Source organism: Adlercreutzia muris, assembly GCF_008831045.1.
Lineage (GTDB): Bacteria > Actinomycetota > Coriobacteriia > Coriobacteriales > Eggerthellaceae > Adlercreutzia > Adlercreutzia muris.
In genome coordinates this window covers 1-22,195 of record NZ_WAJS01000013.1, presented here as the reverse complement: position 1 = coordinate 22,195, position 22,195 = coordinate 1, and the positions used below count along the sequence as shown (strand labels likewise).

The window sequence follows — 22,195 nt, the reverse complement described above, 5'->3', positions numbered from 1 at the left end:
CCATCCAGAACGGGAGATAGTCATGGGCCAGCTGCAATCGCTCACCCCCGTCGTGCGCCTCACCGTGTCCAACCCGGATGCGGAGGAGAAATCGGCGTTCGGCCCGGGCATCGCGAAGCTCTGCCTCGGCGTGAGGGAGCACGGCTCCCTTAACGCCGCCGCCAAGGCTATGCGCATGGCCTACAGCAAGGCGTGGCGCGTCATCAAGGACACCGAGGGCACGCTGGGCATCCAGCTCCTCGTGCGCGACGGCGCCCACGGGTCCACCTTGACCGAGGACGGCGACCGCCTCCTGGACGCCTACCTCGCCATCCAGGAGCGCCTGGCCCGCGAAGCGGAACAGCTCTTCGACGAGATGACACGCTAGGGGGCCCTCTCAAGAGAACGCGGTCTCCCCCGCAAACGACCTGCGCGAGCCGGCCCCTCAGGCCGGCTCGATCGTTATGGTGAGCAGCGGTGCGCCGGGGGCGCCGTCGCCAGCGAGCACGCGGAGCACGAGACCGGACACCCCCATGATGCGCTCGCCCCGGGCCGCATATCCTGGCGGGGAAGCCGGCGGCGCGGCGGGGCAGGGCGCAGGCCCGGAGCCTGCGGGCCAGGGCACCGCCTCCTCGAACACCGCTCCCTCGTTGACGTCCTCCAGGGAGGGCGGCCACGAGAGGGCCTCGGCCTCCCGCTCCCGCTCGGGATCAGTGCCGAAACGGTACATACACCCGAAGCAGGTATCCATATCATCGAACAACTTGCTCTTACAGGTGGGGCAGATCTTCATCGCCGCCTCCGTTCCGCAACCCGTCGAGGGCCGCTTTTCTTGCAACCGGGAATTTCAACGCTATCGCCGCGCATAAACCAGGGGCCGGGCCGGGCGAAGCGCTCGATGGCCCCGAAGGCCCGATCGCTGCGCAGGCGAGTGCCGGGCAGTACGAGCCGGTGCACTTCGATCACCCGGCCAGCGCGGTCGACGAAGGCAATGTCGAGTGGGTGGCGCATGGTAAGCGTGTGCACATCGCGACAGCGAGGCAGCACCATCACCGTCCGATCGGGGGGCCGCCCCGCCAAGCCGCGCAAGCGCATGAGCGGGCTGGCGGCTACGACCCATGTGCCGCCGAAGGGCGCAGGTGCCCCATCGCCTACGGAACCGGAATCTGGACGACGATGCACACCTCGTCGCCTACGGGCGTGCAACTGAGCAAGAGCCATGGACACGTCCCTCCTTCCTTGATACCGGCGAGAGTCGCGCCCTCGCCGGTCTCCACGAGCGCCCAACCGCGCTCCTCCAACGAGGCGACGACCCACTGCCGAACCGTCGCTACCTCCCCCGCCATGGTGAAGCCCACCACAGACCAGTCGTCCAGAGCCCGCAGATCGCAGGCCTCGGCCAGAGGGAGTACTTCCTGCTCGAACCATGGGGGTGCGTCGGCGGCCTGACGACCCAGGACGTCGTCCATCGGCCCGAGCGGACCCATATCCTCGCGTGAGACCGTCGCGTCCGCAGTCGCCTCGTCGACCGCACGGGCGATCACCCCGTCGGCGAAGGCACGGCCAGAGAGCAGGGAGGTCCCGCCGGAAGCCGTCGGCGCCGATGCGACTGCGGCGACCGCCAAGATCAGAAACACAGCACCGAGAAACCCCGTGGCTCGCAGCAGCCGCCTGGCTTGCGTTGTCATGCCATCACCTTCCTTAGAATAAGATGCCCGGCTTGTAGGCATCGACCGCCAAATCAACCTCATGAACCAGAGGCGGGAGCGCTACGCCGAACACCTCGCTGCGCAAGCCGAGGCCGAAGAGCGTCGGAAAGTACTCGATACGGGCCGTGAAGCGCACCAATCCCGCCGAGGCGGCCTCGGCCCTCACCGAAACGGCCGTATGGGACTCAGCGAAGCGTTCCTCCAACTCGTCGGCCAGCCGGGCCGCCACGTCGCCTGCGTCCTCCCCAGCCGCGGGCGCGGCGGCCCACGCACATACTGTCTGCCGCGACACCCGATCGAAGGAGGCGCAGGTCCCGAAGAACGTGAGCGCGTTCACGACTACTATCGCGACGACGATGGCCACCGGCAGCATGACGGCCAGTTCCACCGTCGCCTGCCCTTTCTCCTCTCTCAGACGCGTCCCACCCATGGCGTCCCCCTACTCCCATGATCCGTCGAGGCCAAGGGTGGCCGCCGCCGAGCGCACCACGTCCATAGCCCGCTCGACAAGGCCTTGAGCACCCTCGGTCACGACCGGCGGCAGAGCCACGGTCAGAGGCAGCGAGAGGCCGACGACAGGCAGCTCGATGCAGGCTATCTCGATTTCAAGCCCGTCGAGGCGGTCGAACGCCTCCCGCTCGATCCGATCCGCCAGAGAACCGAACACGTTGCCGGACGAGGGGGCGCTTCCAAGCATCTCCTCGCGCACGGCCAGATAGCGCACGGAAAGCGGACCGCTATCAGCAGAAGCCACCGCGCCTGAATCGACCAGGACCGGCTTGAGCGGCGCTATGTCGGCCGGCTGGAGGCCCACGGCCGCCAGGCCATCGCCCAGCGCCCCGGCCGCCCACGATCCGAGACCCGACGATCCCACCAGCGGTAGCCCGTCCAAGGCCCGCTCCACCCCCTCTATGAGAGCCGCCTGCCCAGTGCCATAGGCCCCGAGCAGCGAGGACCAGCAGTCGAGCACGATGCGCCCCGCGCCGATCGCAGCAGATCCGTCGCCGCCGAGGCCGTCGAGCAGATCTCCCACCACCGAGGCCCCCTCATCACCGTCCTCGATGAGTGTTGCCGCCGCCACGGCCGCCCGTGGCCCCAGACCGTTCCCCGCAACGAAGGAACCTCCCCACCGGGCCGAACTCTCCTCACCCGGGGATACCACCAAAGCGAGGCACCCCGATGCCCCGGGAGGACGTGCTTCGATGCGCATAGACGCAGCCCCGCGCACGGTCTCGAGAACTTGATCGAAGATACTTTGGGCCTTCTCGCGCACAGCCTCAGCCAGCGGCTCAGCCTCGCGCCGGGCCCGCTCGTAATCTTCGGAGGCCCGGGCCACAGCATCGTAGTGGTATTCGAAGCCGTTCTCGATGGCCGTGGAGGCCGCAGCCACCGCCCCCAGAGACGATGCCGTGAAGCGACAGGCGGGACATTCGGCGAAGGTGCCCTCTTCGAGAGTCCGCAGCGACCCGTAGTAGTCCACGAGACCGGACTCGGGGCAGCCCTCCCATGCGTGCATGACGGGCAGCTCGCCGTCGGTAGTCACCGGATAGGACGGATCGGTGTACAGCGTCGTCTCGCGCACCTGCTCGGTATTGCGGGGCAGGCGCGGGAATACAACCTCGTCGCCCTCTCCGGCCCCATCGCAGGCCTGGCGCACGACCGTGACCGCATAGCGGTAGAACATGCGCCGCAACGCGGACCGGGCCTTCTCATCCACCGAGGGACCCTCGGGTGCCTCGGTGCGCAGCCGCGCGGCATAATAAGCCCGAGCCCGTTCGAGAGCTACGGAGAACGACCAGGCATCGACCGACGTGTAATGGGGGTTCGCGGCTCCCTCCAGCCCGGCGAGGTGCTGGGCCCGCTCGTACATACAATAGTCCGGCGCATCGCCGCAATCCCGTCGGAAGCCGCGCTCCTTGGCCTCCTCTGCGGCCCGCGCCGCCTCCTCAGCCCGAGCCGCCGCCTCGGCCAGCCCGTCCTGGCCCTCCTGCACCTCCTGCTCCAGGGCCCCCTCGGCCCCGTTCTCCCCCACAGTGATGGGCGCCCCCTCGGAGGGGAGGAGCAGCGCCACGGCATAGTAGGCACTGTCCTGACCCTCTCCGTTGGCACGGCCCACCGACGCCGCACTGGCGGCGGCCATGAAGGGCAGGGCGCGCTGCAGGCCGTCGAGGGCGGACGCCGCCCGCTCGGCGAGGACATCCCGGGCATTGAGCGCCTTCTGGCCCGCCGAGATGAGCTGGGCCCCCAGCTCGGCCGTGGGCGGCATGCACAGCGCCACGGTGCCCAGGCCGTAGGAGGCAGCGCCCAGCAGTGTCATGGAGAGCACCGCCCCATCGACGACGCGCACCGCCACCATGAACTCCGCCACCTGGTTCTCGGCAGCCAGGGCCGCGGCATCGGCCACGTCCTGGATCTCGGCTGCCCGCGTGTTCACACGGTACACCTGGGCAGCCGAGAACAGCAGGGTCAGCGACACGAGTAGGGCCACGGCCATGCCGGCCGTGGTGAAGCCCTCCTCGTCCCGCATCAATCGGTCAATCTTCATCGCACCATGCACCTGCCTTCTCCTCCGGGCTCACACCGCCCAGGGACCGCTGGGCCCACGGCGCCCGCGTGGGTGCCTCGGCCGTCACTTCCACCACCAGATTCCCGCGCTCGTTGACCAGCCCGAGCAGAGCCGCCCCCATATCCAACAGGGGAAGCGGGCGCACCTCGGTGCGCACCGTCACCCGCGACCGATCCGCCGCGCCCCCTCCCTCGCAGATCACCTCCCAGGTGCAGCCGGAGCGGTGCACATGGAAGTTTTCCTGCTCGGGAACAGAGCCGAGGTGCCGCTTGACGAGGGCCACGGCCGCCCCCTCGTCTCCGGCCCCGGCGGCGAGCAGCCGGCACCCCTCGGCGGCAGCCGAGGCCATGACCATGCGGTCGTAGAGCACGATGCCCGGCTGTACGAGCGAAAGCACGAGCAGAAACAGCACCGGCAAGGCGAAAGCGGCCTCCACAGTAGCCTGGCCATCCTCCCGACAGCCGCAGTGACCCGCGCGGCCGCGACGCGGCGCGGCAGAGCCGAGTCGCACGATGAGCGCCGCCCGCGCCAGAGCGCGCCCTAATAGCTGAAGATGTCGAAGGCCCACCCGAGGGCCCCTTCCAGATGATGGGAGGCGGCCATGAGCGCGTGATCGACGACGAGGCCTGCGGACAGGATGCGCCAGAGAGCGCCCAGGGCGACGATCACGCAGACCACGCCAGCAGTCACCACGGCGTACTCCACGGTGCCCTGGCCCGTCTCCCCGATCAGAGACCATTGATACCGCTGGCGATGGCATCCCACAGCTCCTGCAACTTGGGACGGAACAGCGTGATGGCGAGGATGGCGATGACCACCAGCACGCCGACGAGGATGGCGTACTCCGTGGTGCCCTGGCCCCGAGTGCTCGCCAGCTTTCCGTGCAGGCTCGCGCACAGGGCCCGCGTTTCCTCGTCCACCGTTTTCTTGAGACGCCTTATGCGACACGTCGCGGTATTCCAAAGCTTCATCGGTCATGTCCCTTCTCTCGGTATGTCGTTTACCATCATGTCGTTTGTTGTCGCGGGGGCCCATCAGAAGCCTCCCGCCAGTTCCAGCAGCACGGGGCCGAGCACGAGTATGAGCATGGCCGGCAAGATGAGTACGCCCGTGGGCACCATCATCTTCACCGGGGCCTTCGCCACCTGCTCCTGCTTGCGGGCCTTGTACCCGCTGCGGGCCTCCCGCGCCGCGTCCTCCAAGTTGTCAGCCAACGTGGCGCCGAACCGCAGGGAGCGGACGACGTTCTCCACCACCCGCTCGAAGAGCGGCGAGTCGTAGGAGGCGGCGACGGCGCGCAGGGCCTCGTCGCGCGATGCCAGGCCGCAGGACCACTGGCGGTGGGCATCGGCAAGCGCGTCGGCGAGCATCGTGCTGAAATGCCCCGTGTACAGCTCGAGGCTGCGATCGAAGGACATGCCGCTGCGCATGCCGAGAGCCACCACATCGAGCATCTCGGAGAGATCGCGCTCCATGGCCTCCGCCCGGCACCGAGCGCGGTGGCGCAGGGCCCAGGGCAGCGCCTGCCACCCCGTCAGCGCTCCGGTGGCTGCCAGGCAGCAGCCCAGCTCGACCGAGATCGCTCCGCCAGCCAGCAATCCTGCCAGCAGGCCCCCGACGGCCAGCCGCACCCGGGCCTCCCAGCAGCCCCCATCGGTCAACCGTCCCGCCATGCCGGCAGTCGCGGCGCTCTGGGTGCTGGGGCGATCGCGCAGGAACGCCGGCGTCCAGGGCACAGCAAGCGGGCTGTCCATGCGCTGCGACAGATAGGCCGCATAGGCGACGATGCGCTCGTCCACGGACTCGGCCTTCCTCCGCCCCTCGCGACGCAGAGATTGGCTGCCGTCCGGACGGACAGCGGCCCGATGGCGGGCTCGGCGCTGCCAGACGCACCCGCACCGCCACAGGCACCAACCGGCCGCTCCGGCCGAGAGCAGCGCACCGGCCCCGTAGACTCCGTTGACCCAATCCACGAACCTCACCTCCCGTCAACATCGAGCATCCGTTGAACCATGAGCACCCCGGCCGCCTGCATGGCCAGGGCCATGGCCAGTAGGGCCATGCCGGGGACGCTTTCCACGAACGGCCCCAAAAAGCCCGGGCTCATGAGGGAGAACAGCGCGGCGAGCACGAAGGGCATCGCCGTGACGATGCGAGCCGAAAGCTTCGCCTGGGCCGTCTGGACCCGCAGTGAGCGCGCCAGCTCGATTTCCCCTTCCACCGATTCCCGAGCGGCGTCGAGCACCGGGGCGAGGCTGCCACCACAAGTGTGCTGCACATCGAGGGCGACGGCCACGAAGGCCAGCTCGGACACGTCGCTGCGACGACGGAAGACCGCAAGGGCCTCGCTTGCCACGCCGCCGGTCTCCAAAATGCGCGCCGAGGAGAGGAACAGTGCCCCCAGCGGGCCCTTCATCTCGGTGCCTGTCTGCCGCAGGGTCTGCATGAGCGAGAGCCCGGCCCGGAAGCACACTCCGAGCGATCGGAGGGCATCGGGCACCTCGTCGCGCAGGGCATTCTGGCGCCGTTCGGCATCGGCCCGGGCGACACCGCCCGCAACGACGGCGGCGCCTCCGGCCACGGCCGCCCCGAAAACCGGGGAACCGGTCAGAACCCACCCCAGGACCACAGATCCCGTGGCAAAGGCCAAGGCGCACGATGCCACCGCCTCTGGCGCAGCGTCGATACCGTGGGCTCGGCAGAGGATCACCGCGCCGTCGGCCCACCGGGCCGGCGCTCCATGGCGCAAGAGCCCTCGGGCCAGGGGCCTGAACGGCAAGACGCCGTGGCGAAGCCGCCATTCCAGCCACGAAGCAGACCCCGCGCCGTCGGCAGCGAGCAGCGCCCGGGCCCGCAGGCGCCGATCCCTGCGCCCGAGCCAGTCGCGCCCGAGCAGAAATCCCGCCGCACCCGAGGCTGCTACGCCGACAACCGTATATCCAGTGAGCGGATCCATGCCTTCACCTCCTTCTTATCGGCAATGCCCGTCCAGACAAGCTCCTCGATCCAGGGCGGCCAGCCAAGCCAGCGGCCCTCAGACTGGCCCGCCTCCCGCCGGTAGAGCGGCGTCAGCATGCACCGGCGCCGCTCGAAGTCGAAGGCCATGGAGGCGATCTCCGAGACGCATCGCTCGCCGCCGGGACGCCGAGCCGTCTGCACCACGAGATCGAAGGCGTTGCCGATCTGGGCCTCGATAGCGTCGAGGGGCAGATCGACCCCGAAGCGCACCATGGTCACAAGGCGATCCACCGCCTCGCGGGGCGAGTTCGCATGAAGCGTGGTGAGCGAACCCTCGTGCCCCGTGTTCATGGCCTGAAGCATGTCGATGGCCTCCTCGGAGCGGCATTCCCCCACGATGATGCGATCGGGACGCATGCGCAGGGCGTTGACCACCAATTCACGGATGGTGACCTCACCCGTGCCCTCTGCATTGGGCGGCCGCGCCTCAAGCCTCACCACATGGGGATGACCATCGAACTTCAGCTCCGCGGCGTCCTCGATGGTGATGACGCGCTCCTCGTGGGAAATATGGTGGGACAGGGCATTCAGCAGCGTCGTCTTGCCGCTCCCCGTGCCGCCGGCCACCGCCAGGGACTTCCGTGCGAGCACCGCCCAGACGAGGAAGCGCTCCACGGAGCCGTCGAAAGAGCCACGAGCGCGCAAGTCGCCCAACGTCATGGCCCGACGCGTGAAGGAGCGGATCGTGAGGCAGGGGCCGTCGATGGACAAGGGCGGCACGACGGCATGGACCCGATGGCCTTGGGGTAGCCGGGCGCTGACCAGTGGCGACGATTCGTCGATGCGCCGGCCAAGCGGACCGAGGATGCGATCGATGAGAGCCCGCACCTGCTCGTCGCTCTCGAAGGACACCTCAGAGGGGATCAGGCGGCCGTCGCGCTCGACGAACACGCTGCGGGACCCGTTGACCATGATCTCGGTCACCGACTCGTCCCGGATGAGAGCGTCGAGGGGCCCAAGCCCGAACACCGTGTCGATGAGGCCGTCCACAAGCCCCCGGAACACCGCGGCATCGAGGTCGCGCCAGGGCTCCCGCGTGGCGAGCCGGCGGCAGGCCGCCCGTATCTCGTTGCGGGCCCGCTCGGGACTCTCCCCCACGATGACCGCCACCCGATCCAGGGGCACGATCTCACCGACGGCGGCCCGCAGAGCCTCCATGCTCCGTGCTGCACGGCCATCGTCCTCTCGGCGCTGGGCCTCCTCGATAGATTGGACCCTTTCAAGAAATGCCATGGGATCACCGCCTATCGCTTCACGGCTTCGGAGGCCGCCGGAGCGGCCGCGTCGCGCCGGCGGGAAGCACGGCCCCTCCGCGAGCGCCGCGGCTCGCGGACCCGGGACCTGGCCAGACCGAAACGGGCCATGACGCTCTCCTGGGCCGCGGCCGGAACACCGCGGGCCGCCGTGGGAAGCAGCTCGTCGAGCATAGCCTCGACACTCGCGCACAGTCCGTTGCCCGAGGCGGCCAAAGTTGAGGCGAGACCCGCGCCGAGCAGCTCCTCCACCTCGGGACCGCCGTCGGCCAGCTCAGCCACGTGGGCACCGTGCAGAGCACTTGACACGTCGATGGACGTGAAGGGTGCGTGGCGGCCGCAGCGGTTCACGGCCAGCAGGAACGACCCTGTGGCGATGCCGCAGCGCAGGCACAGATCGAGAGCATGGCGGCAGGCCCGCACCGAGGACGCCCGTTGGTCCACGAGGAACACCGAGGCCGCGCTCTGCTCGAGCAGATGGGCATGGAGATCGCTCCAGCTGCCGCCCGTGTTGACAACCACCAGATCGAAGCGGGCCGCCAGCTGCGCTACCACCGTCTCGAAAAGGTCACCGACCGCCTCGGCTCGCTCTAGGTTGCGCGGGGCCGAGACGAGCACAAGGGCCTCGTCGGCCAGAGCGGCCAGTGCCGCGGGGTCGGCCGCAGCCTCCTCGATGGACAACGCCGGGCACGGGCCGGCCAGCTCGTGCAGATCGCCGAACTGGAGATCGCCGTCGAGCAGCGCCGTGCGCAGGCCGCGCCGCGCAGCCAGATGGGCCGCCAGCACCGCCACCGTGCTCTTGCCGGCCCCACCGCTGCCGCTCACCACGGTGAGAAGGAAGCCCGTCGGGCGCCCTGGAGCGCCCCCGGAGGGAGAGCCGCCGCGCGAGGTGGCTCCAGAGGCGTCGAATCCCCCGTCCGGACGCGCGCCGTCTCCCCCAGCGGCCGAAACGGCGGCCTCGTGGCAGCTCTCCGCGCACCGCCCAACCATCTGCGAACCGTCGGGCGCGACGCCCTTCCGGGCAGCGGCCTCGAAGCGAGCCGCAAACTCGCCGGGATCCAGCACTCCGTCGAGTCCTGCGGCGTTGGCCCGAGAGCGGGTCGAACCGGATTGGCCACCCACGAGGAACACCGCATACTGCGGATGATCGCCCTTAAGGGCCGCGGCGAGATTGACTGCCTGCACCTCCTCGCTCGATGCGACCCAGACCTCCGCCACGGCATCCTCGCGGCCGAGAGCGGCGCGCGCCTCCGCAGCGCTACGGTACGTCTTGAGCCACGGCGCCTCCAGGGACGTTCCCGCCGCCAGACCCAGGCGCTGAGGCTCGGCAAGGTCGGCGCCGCAAGCGCACAGGATGCAAAGCGGCGCGCTCATCGGGCCACCTCCCCGTCGATCCCAGCCGACGAGCCATCCGAGGAGGCCGCCGTCACCGCATCATCAGCGACGGCGCTTGCCCCGTTCTCTGAGGCAGCGGGGGCGGCCTGCCCCGCCGGCACCCCGAGATCCGCGGCCTCGCCATCGGCGGCCGTCGCCTCGGTATCGTCGCCGATGGCCGGCAAGGCGAAGTACAGTTCGAGATTCTGGGCCGCGGCCACGATCTCCTGGACCCGCTCGGGATCGACAGCCAGGGTGACCCACTCGGCAGCAGCCGCAGAGCCCTCGGCCGCCGCGCTTGTGGCCAGCACGAGAGCGCCAGCCACAAGCTTCGTCGTGGACACCGGCCCCGTCGCGTACACGTCGACGGTCATGCCCGCCTCCACCGAGCCACCAACGGCCTGCACCGCCCGGGCAGGCACGCTGATGGCGGCCTTCCCCGTGGGAACGCTCAGGGAGGCAGCCGCAGCCTCGGTACGGCGCACGGTGATGACCTCGCCCTTCACGATGCTCGACCCCAGACGCTTCCCCACGATCTGAGCGGCATCGGTCACGGCGCCGTCGGGCAGAAGATCGGCCACCCACAGCTTCGTGACGATGGCGTTTCCGTCCACCACCTCGCCGGCGGCCAAATCCCGCTTCGCGACGCACACTTCTATCTGGTCGCCACCGTAGCGCTCGAGGGCCGCAGCCCGGGCCTCGTCGACCTCGCCTCGAACGCTTGCCAAGTACAGGCCCACGCACAGCGCGCAGACGACGCCGCATGCAATGCCCGTTATAGTTGTCTTGCTCATTCTCATGTCATCTCCCGCCATTTGGAAACACCGGCATTATGCATTCCCAAAACCGTAGAAATGACGTGGCAAATTCGCACTTGATACCCGCCGCGAACCGACCCCGCATCGCCCGAAACCGCCCCCAAAGCGCTCCAGCGTCGCGGGCGACCGTCCGCAAACCGTCCCAGCGTCGCGGCTGAACCGCTCTCGGGAGGCGCTCGGACATGAAAAGAGCCCCATGGCTGGGGCTCTCCTGATTCCTCTGGTGGTCGCGGAGGGATTTGAACCCCCGACCTTGTGCTTGTAAGGCACCTGCGCTCCCGCTGCGCCACGCGACCCTTTGGTGCTGCGCGAGACACTCGCGCGAATGAATATTGTGCCACAAGTTCGCCGACAGGGCAAACATACCGACGATAACCTCACGGGCGCCGGGCGCCCCGAGCCCTCCCGCGCGCTTTTCAGCCAGCGGATCCGCAGGTCAGCACCACGACCAGTAGCGCCCCTATCACACTGGCAATCGGATGCTCCACGATGAGACCGTCCCATATCTGCTTCATGGTGCCCACACTCCTTTCGCGATAAACTCCATTGTACCCCACCGAGCAGAGCGGCCCCACCCTGGTTTCGTATCGGCAAGCGCGGCCGAACTTTGGGACCACCGCGCCCGCCGTCTCCCCGCCCGCCGTCCCCGACCCCTTTCGACCAGTGCAATTTCATGCAAGAAGCACCCGTGCAGAAGGATTACCATGGCATCCATCATGGAGCAAGATGTCAGACACGCACGGGAATCGGTACGGCGCGCCCTCGGCGGCGCGCTGGAATTTCGCCGCTTTGCCGGCCTCGACCGACCCTTCGCGGCCCATGCCCACGATTACCCGGTCATCGGCCTGGTGCGCGAGGGCTGCCGCCTCATGGAGTGCAACCGGCACGCCTACCGCCTGGAGGCAGGCCAGCTGCTCGCGCTGAACGCTGGAGACGCCCATGGCTGCATCCAGAAGGGCCCCGTGCCACTCGTCTACGACAGCGTGGCCCTTCTGGGTTTTCCCGACTGCCCTCCCCTCGAGGGCCCCATCGTGGAGAGCGCCGAGGCCTCAGCCTATATGAAAGACATCGCCGCGCTCATGGACGCGACCCCTCTTGACGAGGGGGCCGTGGAAGAGGCGCTCTACCTGCTCATCGACCACCTCTCTGCCCCTGCGGATCTCAAGCCCCGCGACGAGGCCGCGCATGCCATGGCCGCCTATCTGCGCGACCATGTGGGCCAGACCGTGCGCCTGGACGCCCTGGCGGAGGCCGCAGGGCTGGACAAGTACCGCGCCCTGCGAACCTTCACCGCCGCTTTCGGCCTCACGCCCATGCGCTACCTGGCCTCGCTGCGCGTGGAACGAGCCCGGGAGCTGCTTGCCCGCGGAGCCAGCTGCGCCGACGCGGCCCTCCAGGCCGGCTTTTCCGATCAGGCGCATCTCACGCGCGCCTTCAAGGAGCGCCTCGGCGTCACCCCCGGCTTCTATCAGCGTGCAGTCACCGGGAAGAGCGGCCCCATCGCAAGCCGACAGAAGGCGCACCTATGAAAGCTCATCTGCTCGCCCTGTTCACCATTCTCGTGTGGAGCACCACCTTCGTCGCCACCAAGGTGCTGATCGCCGCCGGCCTCACGCCGCTGTGGATTCTCATCATCCGCTTCACCCTGGGCTTTCTCGCCCTGTGCTGCCTGCGTCCCCGCCGTCTGCCCCTGGCCGACCGCCGCCACGAGCGCCTATTCGCCGCTGCGGGCCTGGCGGGTGTGACCTGCTACTTCCTGCTCGAGAACATCGCCCTCACCTTCACGAGCGCCACCGCCGTGGGCGCCATCGCGGCCACGGCTCCCCTGTTCTGCGCCCTCATCATGCTCGCCCGGGGCTCGCGCCCCGCCGCCCCGGCGCCCTTCGCTCTCGGGTTCGCCCTGGCCATGGCCGGCATCGTGCTCGTCGGCAGCGCCAACGGCGAGGCGACCCTCGCCGGCAGCGCCGAGGCCAACTTCATCGGCTGCGGGCTCTCCTTTGCCGCGGCAGTCGTGTGGGCGATCTATTCCATCATCGTAGGGCGCATCGCCGAGGACGGCTACGAGACCCTGGACGCCACCAAACGCATCTTCGGCTGGGGCCTGCTGTTCATGGCGCCCGCGCTCCTCGTCGCCGGGCCCGCGCCCCTGGCCGCCCTGGCCGAGCCCGTCGTGACGGGAAACCTGCTGTTCCTCGGTCTCGGTGCCTCGGCCGCCTGCTTCGTCACCTGGAACTTCGCCGTGAAGCATTTGGGAGCCGTCGTCACGAGCACCTACATCTATCTCGTGCCGGCGCTGACGGGCACCGCCTCCGTCATCGTGCTGGGCGAGCCGCTCACTGCGCCCATCGTCGGGGGTCTTGGGCTCACCATCGCGGGCCTTGCGCTCTCGAACCGGTCCCACGAGAAAAAACGGGTCCCGAAGGACCCGCTTTCCGAACAAACCTGTATAACCGAGACTTAGCCTTCCGTCACCGGATCGCTCGGTGCCTCCTCCACCGCCGCATCGGCAGGGAATCCGCAGGCGACCTTTCAAGTCATCTTATTCCAGCCATTCCCGCACTGGTCATTTTTGTTTCCGAAGAACCGTTTTCTGTGCAGCAAACGCCGCGAGGTAGATATCTTGACTGAAGCTCTCTGCCAGGTTGCCTTACCGGGCAACTCTGACCTGGGAAGACTCAGAAGCCTTCAGCAGGGGGCTTTTTCTTCGGCGCTTCCCAGCTTGACGATGTCTATCTCGCGGCGTTTACTGCACAAGATTCCGCTCTTCAGATACAAAGGGGCTTCGAGCGCGACTGCACGATCTCCCATCGAAGGCTCCCGACCGGCTCCGCAACCCGTAGTACAATGGCGGCACCTCCCCGACGAAAGGATGCCCATGGCCACGCTTTCCGATACCGTGCAGACCGCCTTCGATCGCGCGGCGGCCCAACGGACCCTCGTGCTGCCGACCATTCCCGAAGAGCTGCACGCCCTGGAGGCCGACGAGCTGCTGAGCGGCCCGGACACCTCCCTGGAGGCCATCGACGCGCGCGACCTCGACTTAACCGGCGAAGCGTTCTCCGAGCTGGAGGCAGCCGGTGCCCGATTCGCCAGTTGTCACCTGGCCGACTGCGACTTCACCGGCGCCTTGTTCACCGATACGGCGTTCGAGGACTGCGACTTCGCCAACACCTCCTTCGACAACGTCGGCTTCACCCGCTGCACCTTCAAGAACTGCAAGCTGACCGGCGCATCGTTCATGGAGGCGAACCTAGAGCAGGTGTCCTTCACCGACTGCACGCTGGCCTACAGCGCCCAGAATCGCTGCCGCTGGTGGGGCGTGGAGGCTACGCGCTGCGACTTCTCCGGCGCCGACATGACCGAGATGGAGCTGCACTACGTCCTGCTCGACGACGACCGCTTCGTCGGCACGAGCTTCTTCCGCACAGCGCTGCTCGGTCTGGACTTCACCACCTGCCAGCTGGAAGGGGTGTCGCTATCGGACACCATGGCCGAGATCTACGGCACGAAGATGAACGTGTACCAGGCCGCTGCCCTCGCCCGGCGCCTTGGGGTCATCGTTTCTGAATAGGGAAGGGCCCCGAGCGCGTCCGATCTCGCGCCGGGGCCCTTGGAATGCAGACGGCCAGGGCCGCACCTGCCGGAGCGCGGGAAGCCCGGGAATATCAATGGTCGCCGTTTCCGGCCCTAGGCAGCCAGGGAATCCTCGCCGCGTCCCGTCCGGGCCAGCACCCACGATCCCAGACCGAGACGGCGCCCGTAGTGGGAACCGGCACGGAAGCCGAAGGCCACCCGTGGTGCGGCCGGACCAGGGACCGCAGCGACCGCCGGCACGGATACCGGCGCGAGCGCGTCGGGGGCAATCGTGCCGCCACTGACCGCAACCGCCGAGGGTGTGCGCTGCGCAGCGGCAGTCGCCGGGGCGGCGGGGGCGACAGGGGCATCCGCGCGACCGTCCACATAGGTAGCGGCGATAACCGTGGCCACGATGAGCACCGCGCCAACAAGGCCCGTGACCGAGAGCGTCTCGCCCAGCCACCAGTAGGCGAACAGGGCCGTGAACACCGGCTCGCCCGTGAGCAGCAGCGATACCGTGGTAGAGGAGAGGCGGTCGAGGGCCACGCTCTGGAGGAAGAACGTGAGGCAGGTGGACAACAGCGCCAGGAACAGGATGATGCCCCAGGCCACGGGCTGAACCGCCGCCAGGTTCACCGGCGGCTCGAGGACGATGGCGCAGCCGAGGCAGAGCAGGAACGCCACGGCGATCTGGGTTCCGGCCACTGTGACGGCATCCAGCTCGGCCAGGGCCTCCTTGCCGAACACCAGGGCCACCGCGAGCGCCACTGAGGAACCAAGGGCCATCAGCTCGCCCGCGCCGACCGAGAGGCTGCCGCCCTGGCTGCACAGCAGGTAGAGGCCCGCGGCCACGGCCCCCTGGAAGGGAATGAGAGCCCGCGGATAGCGGGTACGCCCCACAACGGCCGAGAGCAACGGGGCGAACACCACGGGCAGCGCCACGAGGAAGCCCACGTTGGTGGCCGTCGTCAGATCGAGGGCCACGTTGCAGCACAGGTAGGAGACGGCCATCCCTAAGGCCGCCGGCAGCCATGCCCGCACCCGCGCCGTGCGCAGACGGCGGTACATGCGCCGGCCGAAGAACAGGGCGAACACGAGCGTGGCCAGACCGAAGCGCACAGCCAAGCACCACAGCGGCGAGATGGACTCGTAGGCGAACTTCGTCACCGCGCTGCCCGATCCGAAGATGACGACCTCGATGAGCACGAAGGCCAGATAGGGCCACCGCGCCTCTTTCCAACGACCCATAGTATCCTCCCCTCGCTTTCTGTTTCCCTATTGCACCCGCGACGCAGCACGGGCGGCCCTTTGCGGGCGCACATTGCCAAGCTCCCTGACGGGAGCCTCGTTTCGTCTGATTGAGGAACGGCTGCCATGGTACGCGCCCGTGCAGTAAAAGTAAAACGAGAATTCTTGTAAAACATTTCAAGAAAGTCTTATACTTATGCAAGCGCACAACGAAAGGGAGGATTCCTATGGCCAATCAACGCTACGATGCGTTCCTGGCCGCCGCCCGCTGCGGCAGCTTCAAGGGAGCCGCTGCGGAATTAGGCTATACCCAGGCCGGAATCAGCTATTTGGTGAACGCCCTGGAACAGGAGCTGGGGCTCACGCTGTTCCTGCGCGAGTACGGCGGCGTGCACCTCACCACCGAGGGCCGCGAAGTGCTCGGTCTTGTGCAAGCGATCAACGCCGACGAGCATGCCTTGGCCACCCGCGTGCGCGAACTGAGCCACCGGGAGGGGGGCCTCGTGCGCGTGGGGGCCTTCACGAGCGCCGCCATCGAGTGGTTCCCGCAGATCGCCAAGGCCTTCCTCACCCAGTATCCCAAGATCGACCTGAAGCTGCTGTGCATCGACGACGAGGAAGAGCTGGTAGAGGCCACCTGGGAGGGTCGGGCCGACTGCGCCTTCTCCGTGGCCCCCGAGCGACGCTCCCTGGATGCGGTGCCCCTGCACACCGACCCCCTGCTCGTGGTGCTGCCGCCCGACCATCCCCTGGCCGGGGCCGACACCTTCCCCACTGAGGCCCTGGAAAGCGAGCCTTACGTCCAGCTCCAGGGCAACGCGCGGCCCTCGGAGATGGAAGCGCTCTTCGAAGCCAACGGTGTGACTCCCAACGTGCGGTTCACCGTGGATTCGGACTACGCCGTCATGTCCATGGTCAGCGCCGGCCTAGGCTTCTCCGTGCTGCCGAGCCTCATCCTTGCAAGACCCCTGTTCCCCTTGGCGGTGCTGCCGCCCGAGTGCCCTTGCGCCCGGGAGATCTACTTGGCCGTGCGCTCCTGGGACACCGCCTCAGCGGCCACCCGGGCCTTCGCGGAAGTGACGGAGCGCTGGGTGGCCGAGCGTTACGGAGCCTAGGCGGGGCGCCGCCTTCCGCAAGGCCGGCAAAAGAAAGGCCAGCATGACCAGCGCCCCGGCCCCGTCGCCTTTTGTCCCGCGAGCCCGGGCTTGTCGCTCCATGCAGAGATGGCGGCTCCCACCAAGCTCCGCCCAAGCCCTGCCCCGCCCAAGGATGATAGGCACGGTCAGAATTGCCCCTTGACGGATTCGGGGGCGCTGACCTATGATGCGGCGTGGGGATACCGCCTGAATTCTCAGACGGACAATGTTTGCAAAAGTGGAACCTCGGGGGCGAGGTTCATCTCTCGCTGCGCGCGAGAGCGGAATGCAAGCATTTGTTCAAAGGGCGGATGATATGAAAGACCATTCCTCGTTTCTCGATCTGGCACTGGACGATTCTGTGGGCTTCGACCCCTTGGGCGCTTTCGACGATGAGGTCGAAGAGGATGCCGAGGCGGTAACCGAAGGCTACCTGGGCACGCCCCACACCGACGAGCCGGCCCCCAAAGTGGACACGCGCCCGGCCGCCGAGCGCATCGCCGACCTGTTCCAGTCCATGGCCCCGCGACGCAAGACGCTCATGGGCATGCTGACCTTCTGCGCCACCCCCCAGACCGCCGACGCCCTGGACGCCGAGGTGAATCGCCTGCAGGCCGACAATTTCTCCGTGTACACCCCCGCGAGCCTGGCCAATCTGCTCGAGCGGGCCGGCGGCCTTACGCGCGTGACCGCCGACGGCGAGCCCTACCCCGAGGGCGATCCGGAGCCGGTGCTCGTGGAAGTGGACGGCGTGTCCTACTACGAGGCCGCCGAGGCCCCGGCCGTGCATTGGGTGGCCACCGCCGAGGGGATGGCCCATGCCGAGGCCGATGCGCCCCTGGCCCGTCTGACCGACTTGCTGAACGAGGATGCGCGCTACGCCACCATCTACGAGCGCATCCTGAACCTGACCGCCCAGGAGGGCGGCGCCACCATCCCGACCATCAACGATGCCGTGGACAACGACGAGCTGCTGAAGAGCCCGCGCCTGTACGCTCCCCACTTCGTCGACAAGCTGGAGCGCTGCGATGCCGTGGAATGGCGCGACAAGAGCTGGCGCATCACCGCGGTCGGCCAGGAGGGCCAGCGCCTGGTGGCCGATCTCGTGGCGGCCCAGGCCGCCGAGGCCAAAGCCGCCGGCGACGCGCCCGCAGCCGACGGCCAGTAGCCGCCCGGACTGCGGGACCGGACGGGCGCCATCGCGGCCCCGCACCCCCTGGAACCACTGGAATGGACGAGGTTTCCTCGCCTTCCCCGACACAGAGGAGATTCCCATGACCGATACCGTTACCACCGACCTTGCCGCCGAGGAGGCCGCCGACCTGGCAGCCCTGGCCGAGCTCACGACCCAGCGCTGTGCCGTCTACCGCCTGCTGGCCCGCCTGTACCGGGTGGAAGTGGACGAGGAGTTCCTGGCCGAGCTGAAGGCCATGCGCTTCCCGGCCGCCACGGGCAACACCGCCGTGGACACCGGCTACCGCACCATCGCCGCCTACCTGTCCGGGGCCGACGCCCACGCCATCACCGATCTGGCCGTCGACTACGTGCGCGCCTTCATCGGCCACGGCATCGACGCCTACTCCGCCGCCTATCCCTTCGAGTCGGTGTACACCTCCCCCAAGCGCCTCATGATGCAGGAGGCCCGCGACGAGGTGCTCGCCGTGTACCGCAGCGAGGGCCTCGACAAGCTGCCCACCTGGAAGGAATCCGAGGATCACCTGGCCCTGGAGCTGGAGTTCATGGCCGTGCTCGGCGACCGCATCGTGGCGGCGGCCGAGGCCGGCAACGAGGACGAGGCGGAGCGCCTGCTGGCCACCCAGCGCAACTTTTTGGAGGATCATCTGGCCAGCTGGGTGCCGCTCATGACCGCCGATTTGCGCCGCTTCGCCCAGTGCGGCCTGTACCGGGGCCTCGCGAGTCTCACCGACGGCTTCATCCAGGTGGAGCAGGAATTCTTCGATGAGATCTTCGGCGACGAGGCCGAAGCTGTCACCGACGCCGCCGGCGCGGAGGAAGCCGAGTAGGCGCGCCGGCACATGGGAGGCCGCCGAGGCACCCGGTGGCCGCGCACCGCCATCCCATCGGTCGACACCGACCGAGTACTGCAACCCCAAGGGCGAATGAGAGAGGAAGAGGAAACCATGGCTGAACTGGAGGAGAAGGTTCCCGACGCGGCCCAGCCGAAGAAGGAGCAGCGGCCCGTCATCACGCGCCGCGCCCTGTGCGTGGGGCTCGGGGGCACCGCGGCGCTTCTGGGGCTGGGGGCCGTGCGCTACGCCGGCAGCGCCCCGCTCGTGCGCCCGCCCGGAGGCCAGGACGAGGACGCCCTCGTGTCGGCCTGCATCCGCTGCGAGAAGTGCTACGAGGTGTGCCCCCGCGGCGTCATCGCCCCGGCCCATCTGGAAGACGGCATCCTGAACATGCGCACCCCCGTCATGGACTTCAGCGCGAACTGGTGCGACTGGTGCACCGAGGAGAACGGCGGCACCCCGCTGTGCGTGGCATCGTGCCCCACCGAGGCGCTGAAGACCGGATCCACCCCCGAGACCGGCATTTTGGGCCTGGCCGAGCTGAACCAGGACCTGTGCCTGGCCTACCGCCTCATCGGCTGCCGCTTCTGCTACGACGCCTGCGAGTACGAGGCCATGGCCCTGGACGAGAACAACCGCCCCTACGTGCTGAACGATGCGTGCAACGGCTGCGGCGCCTGCGAGAGCGTGTGCGCCTCGCTGCAGAACGGCTCCATCTCCGCCGGCGCCACCGAGCGCGCCATCGTCGTCCGTCCCCTCGAGGCTTAAGGAGGCCCGCGCGTGAATACCAAGCGACTCCGCACCATCATTCCCCTCGCCGTCATCGGCGTCATCGCCGTGGGCTTCGCCACCCATGTGGGCGTGGGCACCCTGTCGGCCATCGGCTGGCAAGACATCTCGCTGTTGTGCCCCTTGGGCGCGCTCATGACCATGATCGCCACCAAGACCATGATTCCCCGGGCGGTCGTATCCGTGGTCATCGCCATCGCCCTCATCCTGCTGTTGGCCCGCGCCTTCTGCGGCTGGATCTGCCCCGTGCCCGTGGTGTCGAAGATCCGCGGTGTCTTCTCGAAGAAGACCTCGAACACCGACATGACCGGCACCGGCGTGCTGCCTGCCAACGAGAATCCGCTGGTGAAGGCCACGGTGACCGTGAAGAGCACCGACGGGTCCGCCGAGGGAGCCGTCGAGGCCGTCCACGAGGCCGCACCGCTCACCGCCGAAGAGGAGCGTGCGCTTAAGGGCTGCGCCGGCGGCTGCTCCTCCTGCGCCGAGAAGCGGGCGAGGCTCGATTCCCGCCACGTTATCCTCGGCGGCTCGCTGGTATCGGCGGCCGTGTTCGGCTTCCCCGTGTTCTGCCTCATCTGCCCCATCGGGCTCACCTTCGCCACCATCGTGCTGGTCATGCGCCTGTTCGCCTTCGGCGACGTGGCCTGGGGCGTCATCCTCGTGCCGGCGCTCCTTGCGGCCGAAGTGGTGTTCTTCCGCAAGTGGTGCAGCACGTTCTGCCCCATCAGCGCGTTCATGAGCCTCTTGGGCAAGGCCAACCGCACCTTCGTGCCCACCGTCGATGACGCCAAGTGCCGCGAGAGCGCCCAGGGCGCCTCCTGCGAGGTGTGCGCCGCCGTGTGCCCCCAGGGCATCAACGTGCGCCATCCCGAAGCGGGCATGAGCTTCTCGGAGTGCACCAAGTGCCGCGCCTGCGTGGAAGCCTGCCCCACCCGGGCCATCACCATGCCGTTTTTGCCGAAGAAGGCCATGGCACCGGCGACCGTCGTCGTGGAAGACGAGGACACCGTGGCCGCTTCCTAGCCCCCTCGGCGGCCGACCTGCGCCTGGAGAGACGCCCCCTCCTGGCAGCCGGCTTCGCGCCCAGAGCAGGACGAGCCGGCTCCTCGACGGATCGCCCTGCTTCCGCAGGCCCGGCCGGCCGCCCTCCCCTTTCGGGAAAGACCGTTCGCGAGCGGTCTTTCCCGGGGAGCAAGCACCCCTGCTTCTTCCCCGGGAAAGACACGAAATGCGCGGAGATCCGCGCGTGCGAGAGAGAGGAAACCATGGCCATCGAACTTGCCCCCACCCCCCGCGCCATACTGGTCGAGGGAGCGACGGGCTGCGGAAAGACCACGTGGCTCATCGAGCACATCGCCACCCTGCTGGAGGCGGGTGCCGCGCCCCACGACGTGCTGGTGCTGGCCGCCACCCCCGATGCGGCCCGCACCCTAGAGCGGTGCCTGGGCGAAACCTGCGGCACGGCCGCCCGGGACATCACGGTCACCTGCCCGCGCTTCGTCGCCACCGACCTGCTGTCCTGCGAGGCCGGCCGGGCCTTCAGCGGACGGACCGGGCGCATCGCCACGCCGCTGGAGATGGGCTTCATCATGGAGGACATGAAGGTGAGCGGCCTGAAGAACCGTCGCCTCAAGGAGATGCTGAAGTTCTTCTACCGCAGCTGGACCGAGCTGGTGGAAGACGCCGACGGCAACGGCGACTGGCTCATCCCCGGCGAGGAGGCCGACGTGCACGCCCTGCTGAAGGCTGTGCTGGACGCCACGGGGGCCGTGCTGGAGCCGGAAGCCGCGGCCATGGCCGTGCGTTTCCTGCTGGCCGACGAGGCGACCCTGGCCGCCGCCGGCCGCCGCCACGTGGTCGTGGACGACTACCAGATGCTCTCCCGCGCCTCCCAGCACCTGGCGAACCTGCTGGCCCGCGACACCGTGGCCGTGGCCGCCGATGCCGCCGCCTGCACCGAGGTGTTCGACAGCTATCCCTACGCCGAGGGCATCGGCGAGTTCACCCAGGCCAATGGGGCTTGCGAGCGCATCACGCTCACGGAGAGCCACCGCTGTGCCGCCGCCGCGGTCGCCGCTGGCCGCCTGCGGGCCGAGGCCCTTCCCGACGAGGAGGTTCCCGCCGTTGACGAGGCGGCGGCCCGGGCTTCCTTCACGGCCCTGGCGACGGAGAGCCCCGCAGCCGAAATGGCGGCCGTGGCCGATGCCGTGGAAGCGGCCCTGGCTGCGGGCACCGCGCCCGGGGCCGTGCACGTGCTCGCCTTCCACCCGGCCTGGAGCCGGCAGATCGTCGGCGCCCTGCGAGAGCGCGGCATTGTCGCAAGCTCGCCCGTGGAGGGCCGCGTGGCCGTGGGCGACTACCGCGACCTGGATCGCTGCGCTGCGGCCCGACTGCTCACGGCCCTGGCCCTGGTCGCCGACCCGCGCGACGCCCTGGCCTGGCGCTGCTGGTGCGGCTTCGGCGACTACCTGGCCAACAGCGCCGCCTTCGCCGACCTGCGCACGGCCGCCACAGCCCAGGGCATGGGCCTTGCGGAGGCGAGCAGGGCGCGCCCCTTGCCATAGGCGGCGGCAATGCGGCCGGCCTTGAGGGCGACTCGCTCATCGCGGCCCTGGCCGCCGGCCTCGACCTGGACGAGGACGCCGCGGCGCGCGCCACGGCCCACGCCCGCCCCCTTACGGACCCCACCCCGGCCGAGA

The 22,195-nt window shown here is 68.7% G+C and carries 24 protein-coding genes and 1 tRNA gene; 10 read left to right on the top strand and 15 right to left on the bottom strand.

Going from position 1 to position 22,195, the window contains the following annotated elements; translation table 11 throughout:
* Positions 1-22: 22 nt before the first annotated feature.
* Positions 23-367 carry a winged helix-turn-helix domain-containing protein gene (locus F8D48_RS05205; protein ID WP_151430242.1) on the top strand — a complete coding sequence of 115 codons (345 nt, stop codon included), beginning with the start codon at positions 23-25 and terminating at the stop codon, positions 365-367.
* Positions 368-424: 57 nt separating this feature from the next.
* Here F8D48_RS05205 and F8D48_RS05200 read toward each other — a convergent pair whose 3' ends face one another.
* The 14 genes from F8D48_RS05200 to F8D48_RS05140 form a co-directional block, all read right to left on the bottom strand.
* Positions 425-772 (bottom strand): hypothetical protein, encoded by a 348-nt coding sequence (locus F8D48_RS05200; protein ID WP_151430240.1) that lies wholly within the window; start codon positions 770-772, stop codon positions 425-427.
* Positions 769-1,200, bottom strand: a complete 432-nt coding sequence (locus F8D48_RS12265; protein ID WP_354665582.1) for a DUF192 domain-containing protein — start codon at positions 1,198-1,200, stop codon at positions 769-771. The genes F8D48_RS05200 and F8D48_RS12265 overlap by 4 nt, the downstream gene beginning before the upstream one ends.
* Positions 1,131-1,667: a hypothetical protein gene (locus F8D48_RS11610; protein ID WP_170272736.1), complete on the bottom strand. Its 537-nt coding sequence runs from the start codon at positions 1,665-1,667 to the stop codon at positions 1,131-1,133. Before F8D48_RS11610 ends, F8D48_RS12265 begins: the two co-directional genes overlap by 70 nt.
* Positions 1,668-1,680: 13 nt before the next feature.
* Positions 1,681-2,118, bottom strand: coding sequence for a hypothetical protein (locus F8D48_RS05190; protein WP_151430235.1), 438 nt, complete (start codon positions 2,116-2,118; stop codon positions 1,681-1,683).
* 9 nt (positions 2,119-2,127) lie between these two features.
* Entirely contained in the window at positions 2,128-4,233 is a 2,106-nt protein-coding gene (locus F8D48_RS11785) for a molybdenum cofactor biosynthesis enzyme (RefSeq protein WP_240806240.1), read from the bottom strand.
* Positions 4,223-4,822, bottom strand: coding sequence for a TadE/TadG family type IV pilus assembly protein (locus F8D48_RS05175; protein ID WP_170272735.1), 600 nt, complete (start codon positions 4,820-4,822; stop codon positions 4,223-4,225). The genes F8D48_RS11785 and F8D48_RS05175 overlap by 11 nt, the downstream gene beginning before the upstream one ends.
* Positions 4,795-5,019: a hypothetical protein gene (locus tag F8D48_RS11605; protein WP_240806239.1), complete on the bottom strand. Its 225-nt coding sequence runs from the start codon at positions 5,017-5,019 to the stop codon at positions 4,795-4,797. Before F8D48_RS11605 ends, F8D48_RS05175 begins: the two co-directional genes overlap by 28 nt.
* Positions 4,983-5,174: a class III signal peptide-containing protein gene (locus F8D48_RS05170; RefSeq protein ID WP_135970323.1), complete on the bottom strand. Its 192-nt coding sequence runs from the start codon at positions 5,172-5,174 to the stop codon at positions 4,983-4,985. Before F8D48_RS05170 ends, F8D48_RS11605 begins: the two co-directional genes overlap by 37 nt.
* Positions 5,175-5,288: 114 nt before the next feature.
* Positions 5,289-6,227: a type II secretion system F family protein gene (locus F8D48_RS05165; RefSeq protein ID WP_240806238.1), complete on the bottom strand. Its 939-nt coding sequence runs from the start codon at positions 6,225-6,227 to the stop codon at positions 5,289-5,291.
* Positions 6,228-6,232: 5 nt separating this feature from the next.
* Positions 6,233-7,210 (bottom strand): type II secretion system F family protein, encoded by a 978-nt coding sequence (locus tag F8D48_RS05160; RefSeq protein WP_135970322.1) that lies wholly within the window; start codon positions 7,208-7,210, stop codon positions 6,233-6,235.
* Positions 7,174-8,505 carry a TadA family conjugal transfer-associated ATPase gene (locus F8D48_RS05155; RefSeq protein ID WP_151430232.1) on the bottom strand — a complete coding sequence of 444 codons (1,332 nt, stop codon included), beginning with the start codon at positions 8,503-8,505 and terminating at the stop codon, positions 7,174-7,176. The genes F8D48_RS05160 and F8D48_RS05155 overlap by 37 nt, the downstream gene beginning before the upstream one ends.
* A gap of 11 nt (positions 8,506-8,516) precedes the next feature.
* On the bottom strand, positions 8,517-9,899 hold the full coding sequence (locus F8D48_RS05150; RefSeq protein WP_151430230.1) for a CpaE/TadZ family protein: 1,383 nt from the start codon (positions 9,897-9,899) through the stop codon (positions 8,517-8,519).
* Positions 9,896-10,693: a Flp pilus assembly protein CpaB gene (gene cpaB, locus F8D48_RS05145; protein WP_240806237.1), complete on the bottom strand. Its 798-nt coding sequence runs from the start codon at positions 10,691-10,693 to the stop codon at positions 9,896-9,898. The genes F8D48_RS05150 and cpaB overlap by 4 nt, the downstream gene beginning before the upstream one ends.
* Positions 10,694-10,938: 245 nt before the next feature.
* Positions 10,939-11,013 (bottom strand) — tRNA-Val (locus F8D48_RS05140).
* 408 nt (positions 11,014-11,421) lie between these two features.
* Between F8D48_RS05140 and F8D48_RS05135 the strand changes: the two genes are divergently transcribed.
* The 3 genes from F8D48_RS05135 to F8D48_RS05125 all read left to right on the top strand — a co-directional run bounded on the left by F8D48_RS05135 (position 11,422) and on the right by F8D48_RS05125 (position 14,288).
* Positions 11,422-12,246: an AraC family transcriptional regulator gene (locus F8D48_RS05135; protein WP_170272734.1), complete on the top strand. Its 825-nt coding sequence runs from the start codon at positions 11,422-11,424 to the stop codon at positions 12,244-12,246.
* Positions 12,243-13,178, top strand: coding sequence for a DMT family transporter (locus F8D48_RS05130; protein ID WP_151430225.1), 936 nt, complete (start codon positions 12,243-12,245; stop codon positions 13,176-13,178). The genes F8D48_RS05135 and F8D48_RS05130 overlap by 4 nt, the downstream gene beginning before the upstream one ends.
* Positions 13,179-13,592: 414 nt before the next feature.
* On the top strand, positions 13,593-14,288 hold the full coding sequence (locus tag F8D48_RS05125; RefSeq protein WP_170272733.1) for a pentapeptide repeat-containing protein: 696 nt from the start codon (positions 13,593-13,595) through the stop codon (positions 14,286-14,288).
* A gap of 116 nt (positions 14,289-14,404) precedes the next feature.
* On the opposite strand, the gene F8D48_RS05120 is transcribed toward F8D48_RS05125, so the two are convergent.
* Complete coding sequence (locus F8D48_RS05120; RefSeq protein WP_205717330.1) at positions 14,405-15,541, bottom strand: DMT family transporter; 1,137 nt, start codon at positions 15,539-15,541, stop codon at positions 14,405-14,407.
* 227 nt (positions 15,542-15,768) lie between these two features.
* Here F8D48_RS05120 and F8D48_RS05115 point away from each other — a divergent pair, with 227 nt between their 5' ends.
* From F8D48_RS05115 to F8D48_RS05090, 6 genes are all read left to right on the top strand, one after another.
* Entirely contained in the window at positions 15,769-16,656 is an 888-nt protein-coding gene (locus tag F8D48_RS05115) for a LysR family transcriptional regulator (RefSeq protein WP_151430221.1), read from the top strand.
* Positions 16,657-16,993: 337 nt separating this feature from the next.
* Positions 16,994-17,845 (top strand): hypothetical protein, encoded by an 852-nt coding sequence (locus tag F8D48_RS05110; RefSeq protein WP_205717329.1) that lies wholly within the window; start codon positions 16,994-16,996, stop codon positions 17,843-17,845.
* A 106-nt stretch (positions 17,846-17,951) separates the two neighbouring features.
* The gene (locus tag F8D48_RS05105; RefSeq protein ID WP_151430312.1) at positions 17,952-18,701 is read left to right on the top strand and encodes a TorD/DmsD family molecular chaperone; all 750 of its coding nucleotides are present in this window, start codon (positions 17,952-17,954) and stop codon (positions 18,699-18,701) included.
* A 117-nt stretch (positions 18,702-18,818) separates the two neighbouring features.
* Entirely contained in the window at positions 18,819-19,475 is a 657-nt protein-coding gene (locus F8D48_RS05100) for a 4Fe-4S dicluster domain-containing protein (protein WP_151430219.1), read from the top strand.
* Between the two features lie 12 nt (positions 19,476-19,487).
* Positions 19,488-20,519, top strand: a complete 1,032-nt coding sequence (locus F8D48_RS05095) for a 4Fe-4S binding protein (protein ID WP_151430217.1) — start codon at positions 19,488-19,490, stop codon at positions 20,517-20,519.
* 242 nt (positions 20,520-20,761) lie between these two features.
* Positions 20,762-22,060 carry an AAA family ATPase gene (locus F8D48_RS05090; protein ID WP_151430216.1) on the top strand — a complete coding sequence of 433 codons (1,299 nt, stop codon included), beginning with the start codon at positions 20,762-20,764 and terminating at the stop codon, positions 22,058-22,060.
* Positions 22,061-22,195 lie beyond the last annotated feature (135 nt).

Excerpts from the sequence above, each read along its gene's own strand:
- F8D48_RS05205 (WP_151430242.1), top strand. The coding sequence starts at position 23 with ATGGGCCAGCTGCAATCGCTCACCCCCGTCGTGCGCCTCACCGTGTCC.
- F8D48_RS05200 (WP_151430240.1), bottom strand. The coding sequence starts at position 772 with ATGAAGATCTGCCCCACCTGTAAGAGCAAGTTGTTCGATGATATGGAT.
- F8D48_RS12265 (WP_354665582.1), bottom strand. The coding sequence starts at position 1,200 with ATGGCTCTTGCTCAGTTGCACGCCCGTAGGCGACGAGGTGTGCATCGT.
- F8D48_RS11610 (WP_170272736.1), bottom strand. The coding sequence starts at position 1,667 with ATGACAACGCAAGCCAGGCGGCTGCTGCGAGCCACGGGGTTTCTCGGT.
- F8D48_RS05190 (WP_151430235.1), bottom strand. The coding sequence starts at position 2,118 with ATGGGTGGGACGCGTCTGAGAGAGGAGAAAGGGCAGGCGACGGTGGAA.
- F8D48_RS11785 (WP_240806240.1), bottom strand. The coding sequence starts at position 4,233 with ATGAAGATTGACCGATTGATGCGGGACGAGGAGGGCTTCACCACGGCC.
- F8D48_RS05160 (WP_135970322.1), bottom strand. The coding sequence starts at position 7,210 with ATGGATCCGCTCACTGGATATACGGTTGTCGGCGTAGCAGCCTCGGGT.
- F8D48_RS05155 (WP_151430232.1), bottom strand. The coding sequence starts at position 8,505 with ATGGCATTTCTTGAAAGGGTCCAATCTATCGAGGAGGCCCAGCGCCGA.
- F8D48_RS05150 (WP_151430230.1), bottom strand. The coding sequence starts at position 9,899 with ATGAGCGCGCCGCTTTGCATCCTGTGCGCTTGCGGCGCCGACCTTGCC.
- cpaB (WP_240806237.1), bottom strand. The coding sequence starts at position 10,693 with ATGAGCAAGACAACTATAACGGGCATTGCATGCGGCGTCGTCTGCGCG.
- F8D48_RS05135 (WP_170272734.1), top strand. The coding sequence starts at position 11,422 with ATGGCATCCATCATGGAGCAAGATGTCAGACACGCACGGGAATCGGTA.
- F8D48_RS05130 (WP_151430225.1), top strand. The coding sequence starts at position 12,243 with ATGAAAGCTCATCTGCTCGCCCTGTTCACCATTCTCGTGTGGAGCACC.
- F8D48_RS05125 (WP_170272733.1), top strand. The coding sequence starts at position 13,593 with ATGGCCACGCTTTCCGATACCGTGCAGACCGCCTTCGATCGCGCGGCG.
- F8D48_RS05120 (WP_205717330.1), bottom strand. The coding sequence starts at position 15,541 with ATGGGTCGTTGGAAAGAGGCGCGGTGGCCCTATCTGGCCTTCGTGCTC.
- F8D48_RS05115 (WP_151430221.1), top strand. The coding sequence starts at position 15,769 with ATGGCCAATCAACGCTACGATGCGTTCCTGGCCGCCGCCCGCTGCGGC.
- F8D48_RS05110 (WP_205717329.1), top strand. The coding sequence starts at position 16,994 with ATGAAAGACCATTCCTCGTTTCTCGATCTGGCACTGGACGATTCTGTG.
- F8D48_RS05105 (WP_151430312.1), top strand. The coding sequence starts at position 17,952 with ATGACCGATACCGTTACCACCGACCTTGCCGCCGAGGAGGCCGCCGAC.
- F8D48_RS05100 (WP_151430219.1), top strand. The coding sequence starts at position 18,819 with ATGGCTGAACTGGAGGAGAAGGTTCCCGACGCGGCCCAGCCGAAGAAG.
- F8D48_RS05090 (WP_151430216.1), top strand. The coding sequence starts at position 20,762 with ATGGCCATCGAACTTGCCCCCACCCCCCGCGCCATACTGGTCGAGGGA.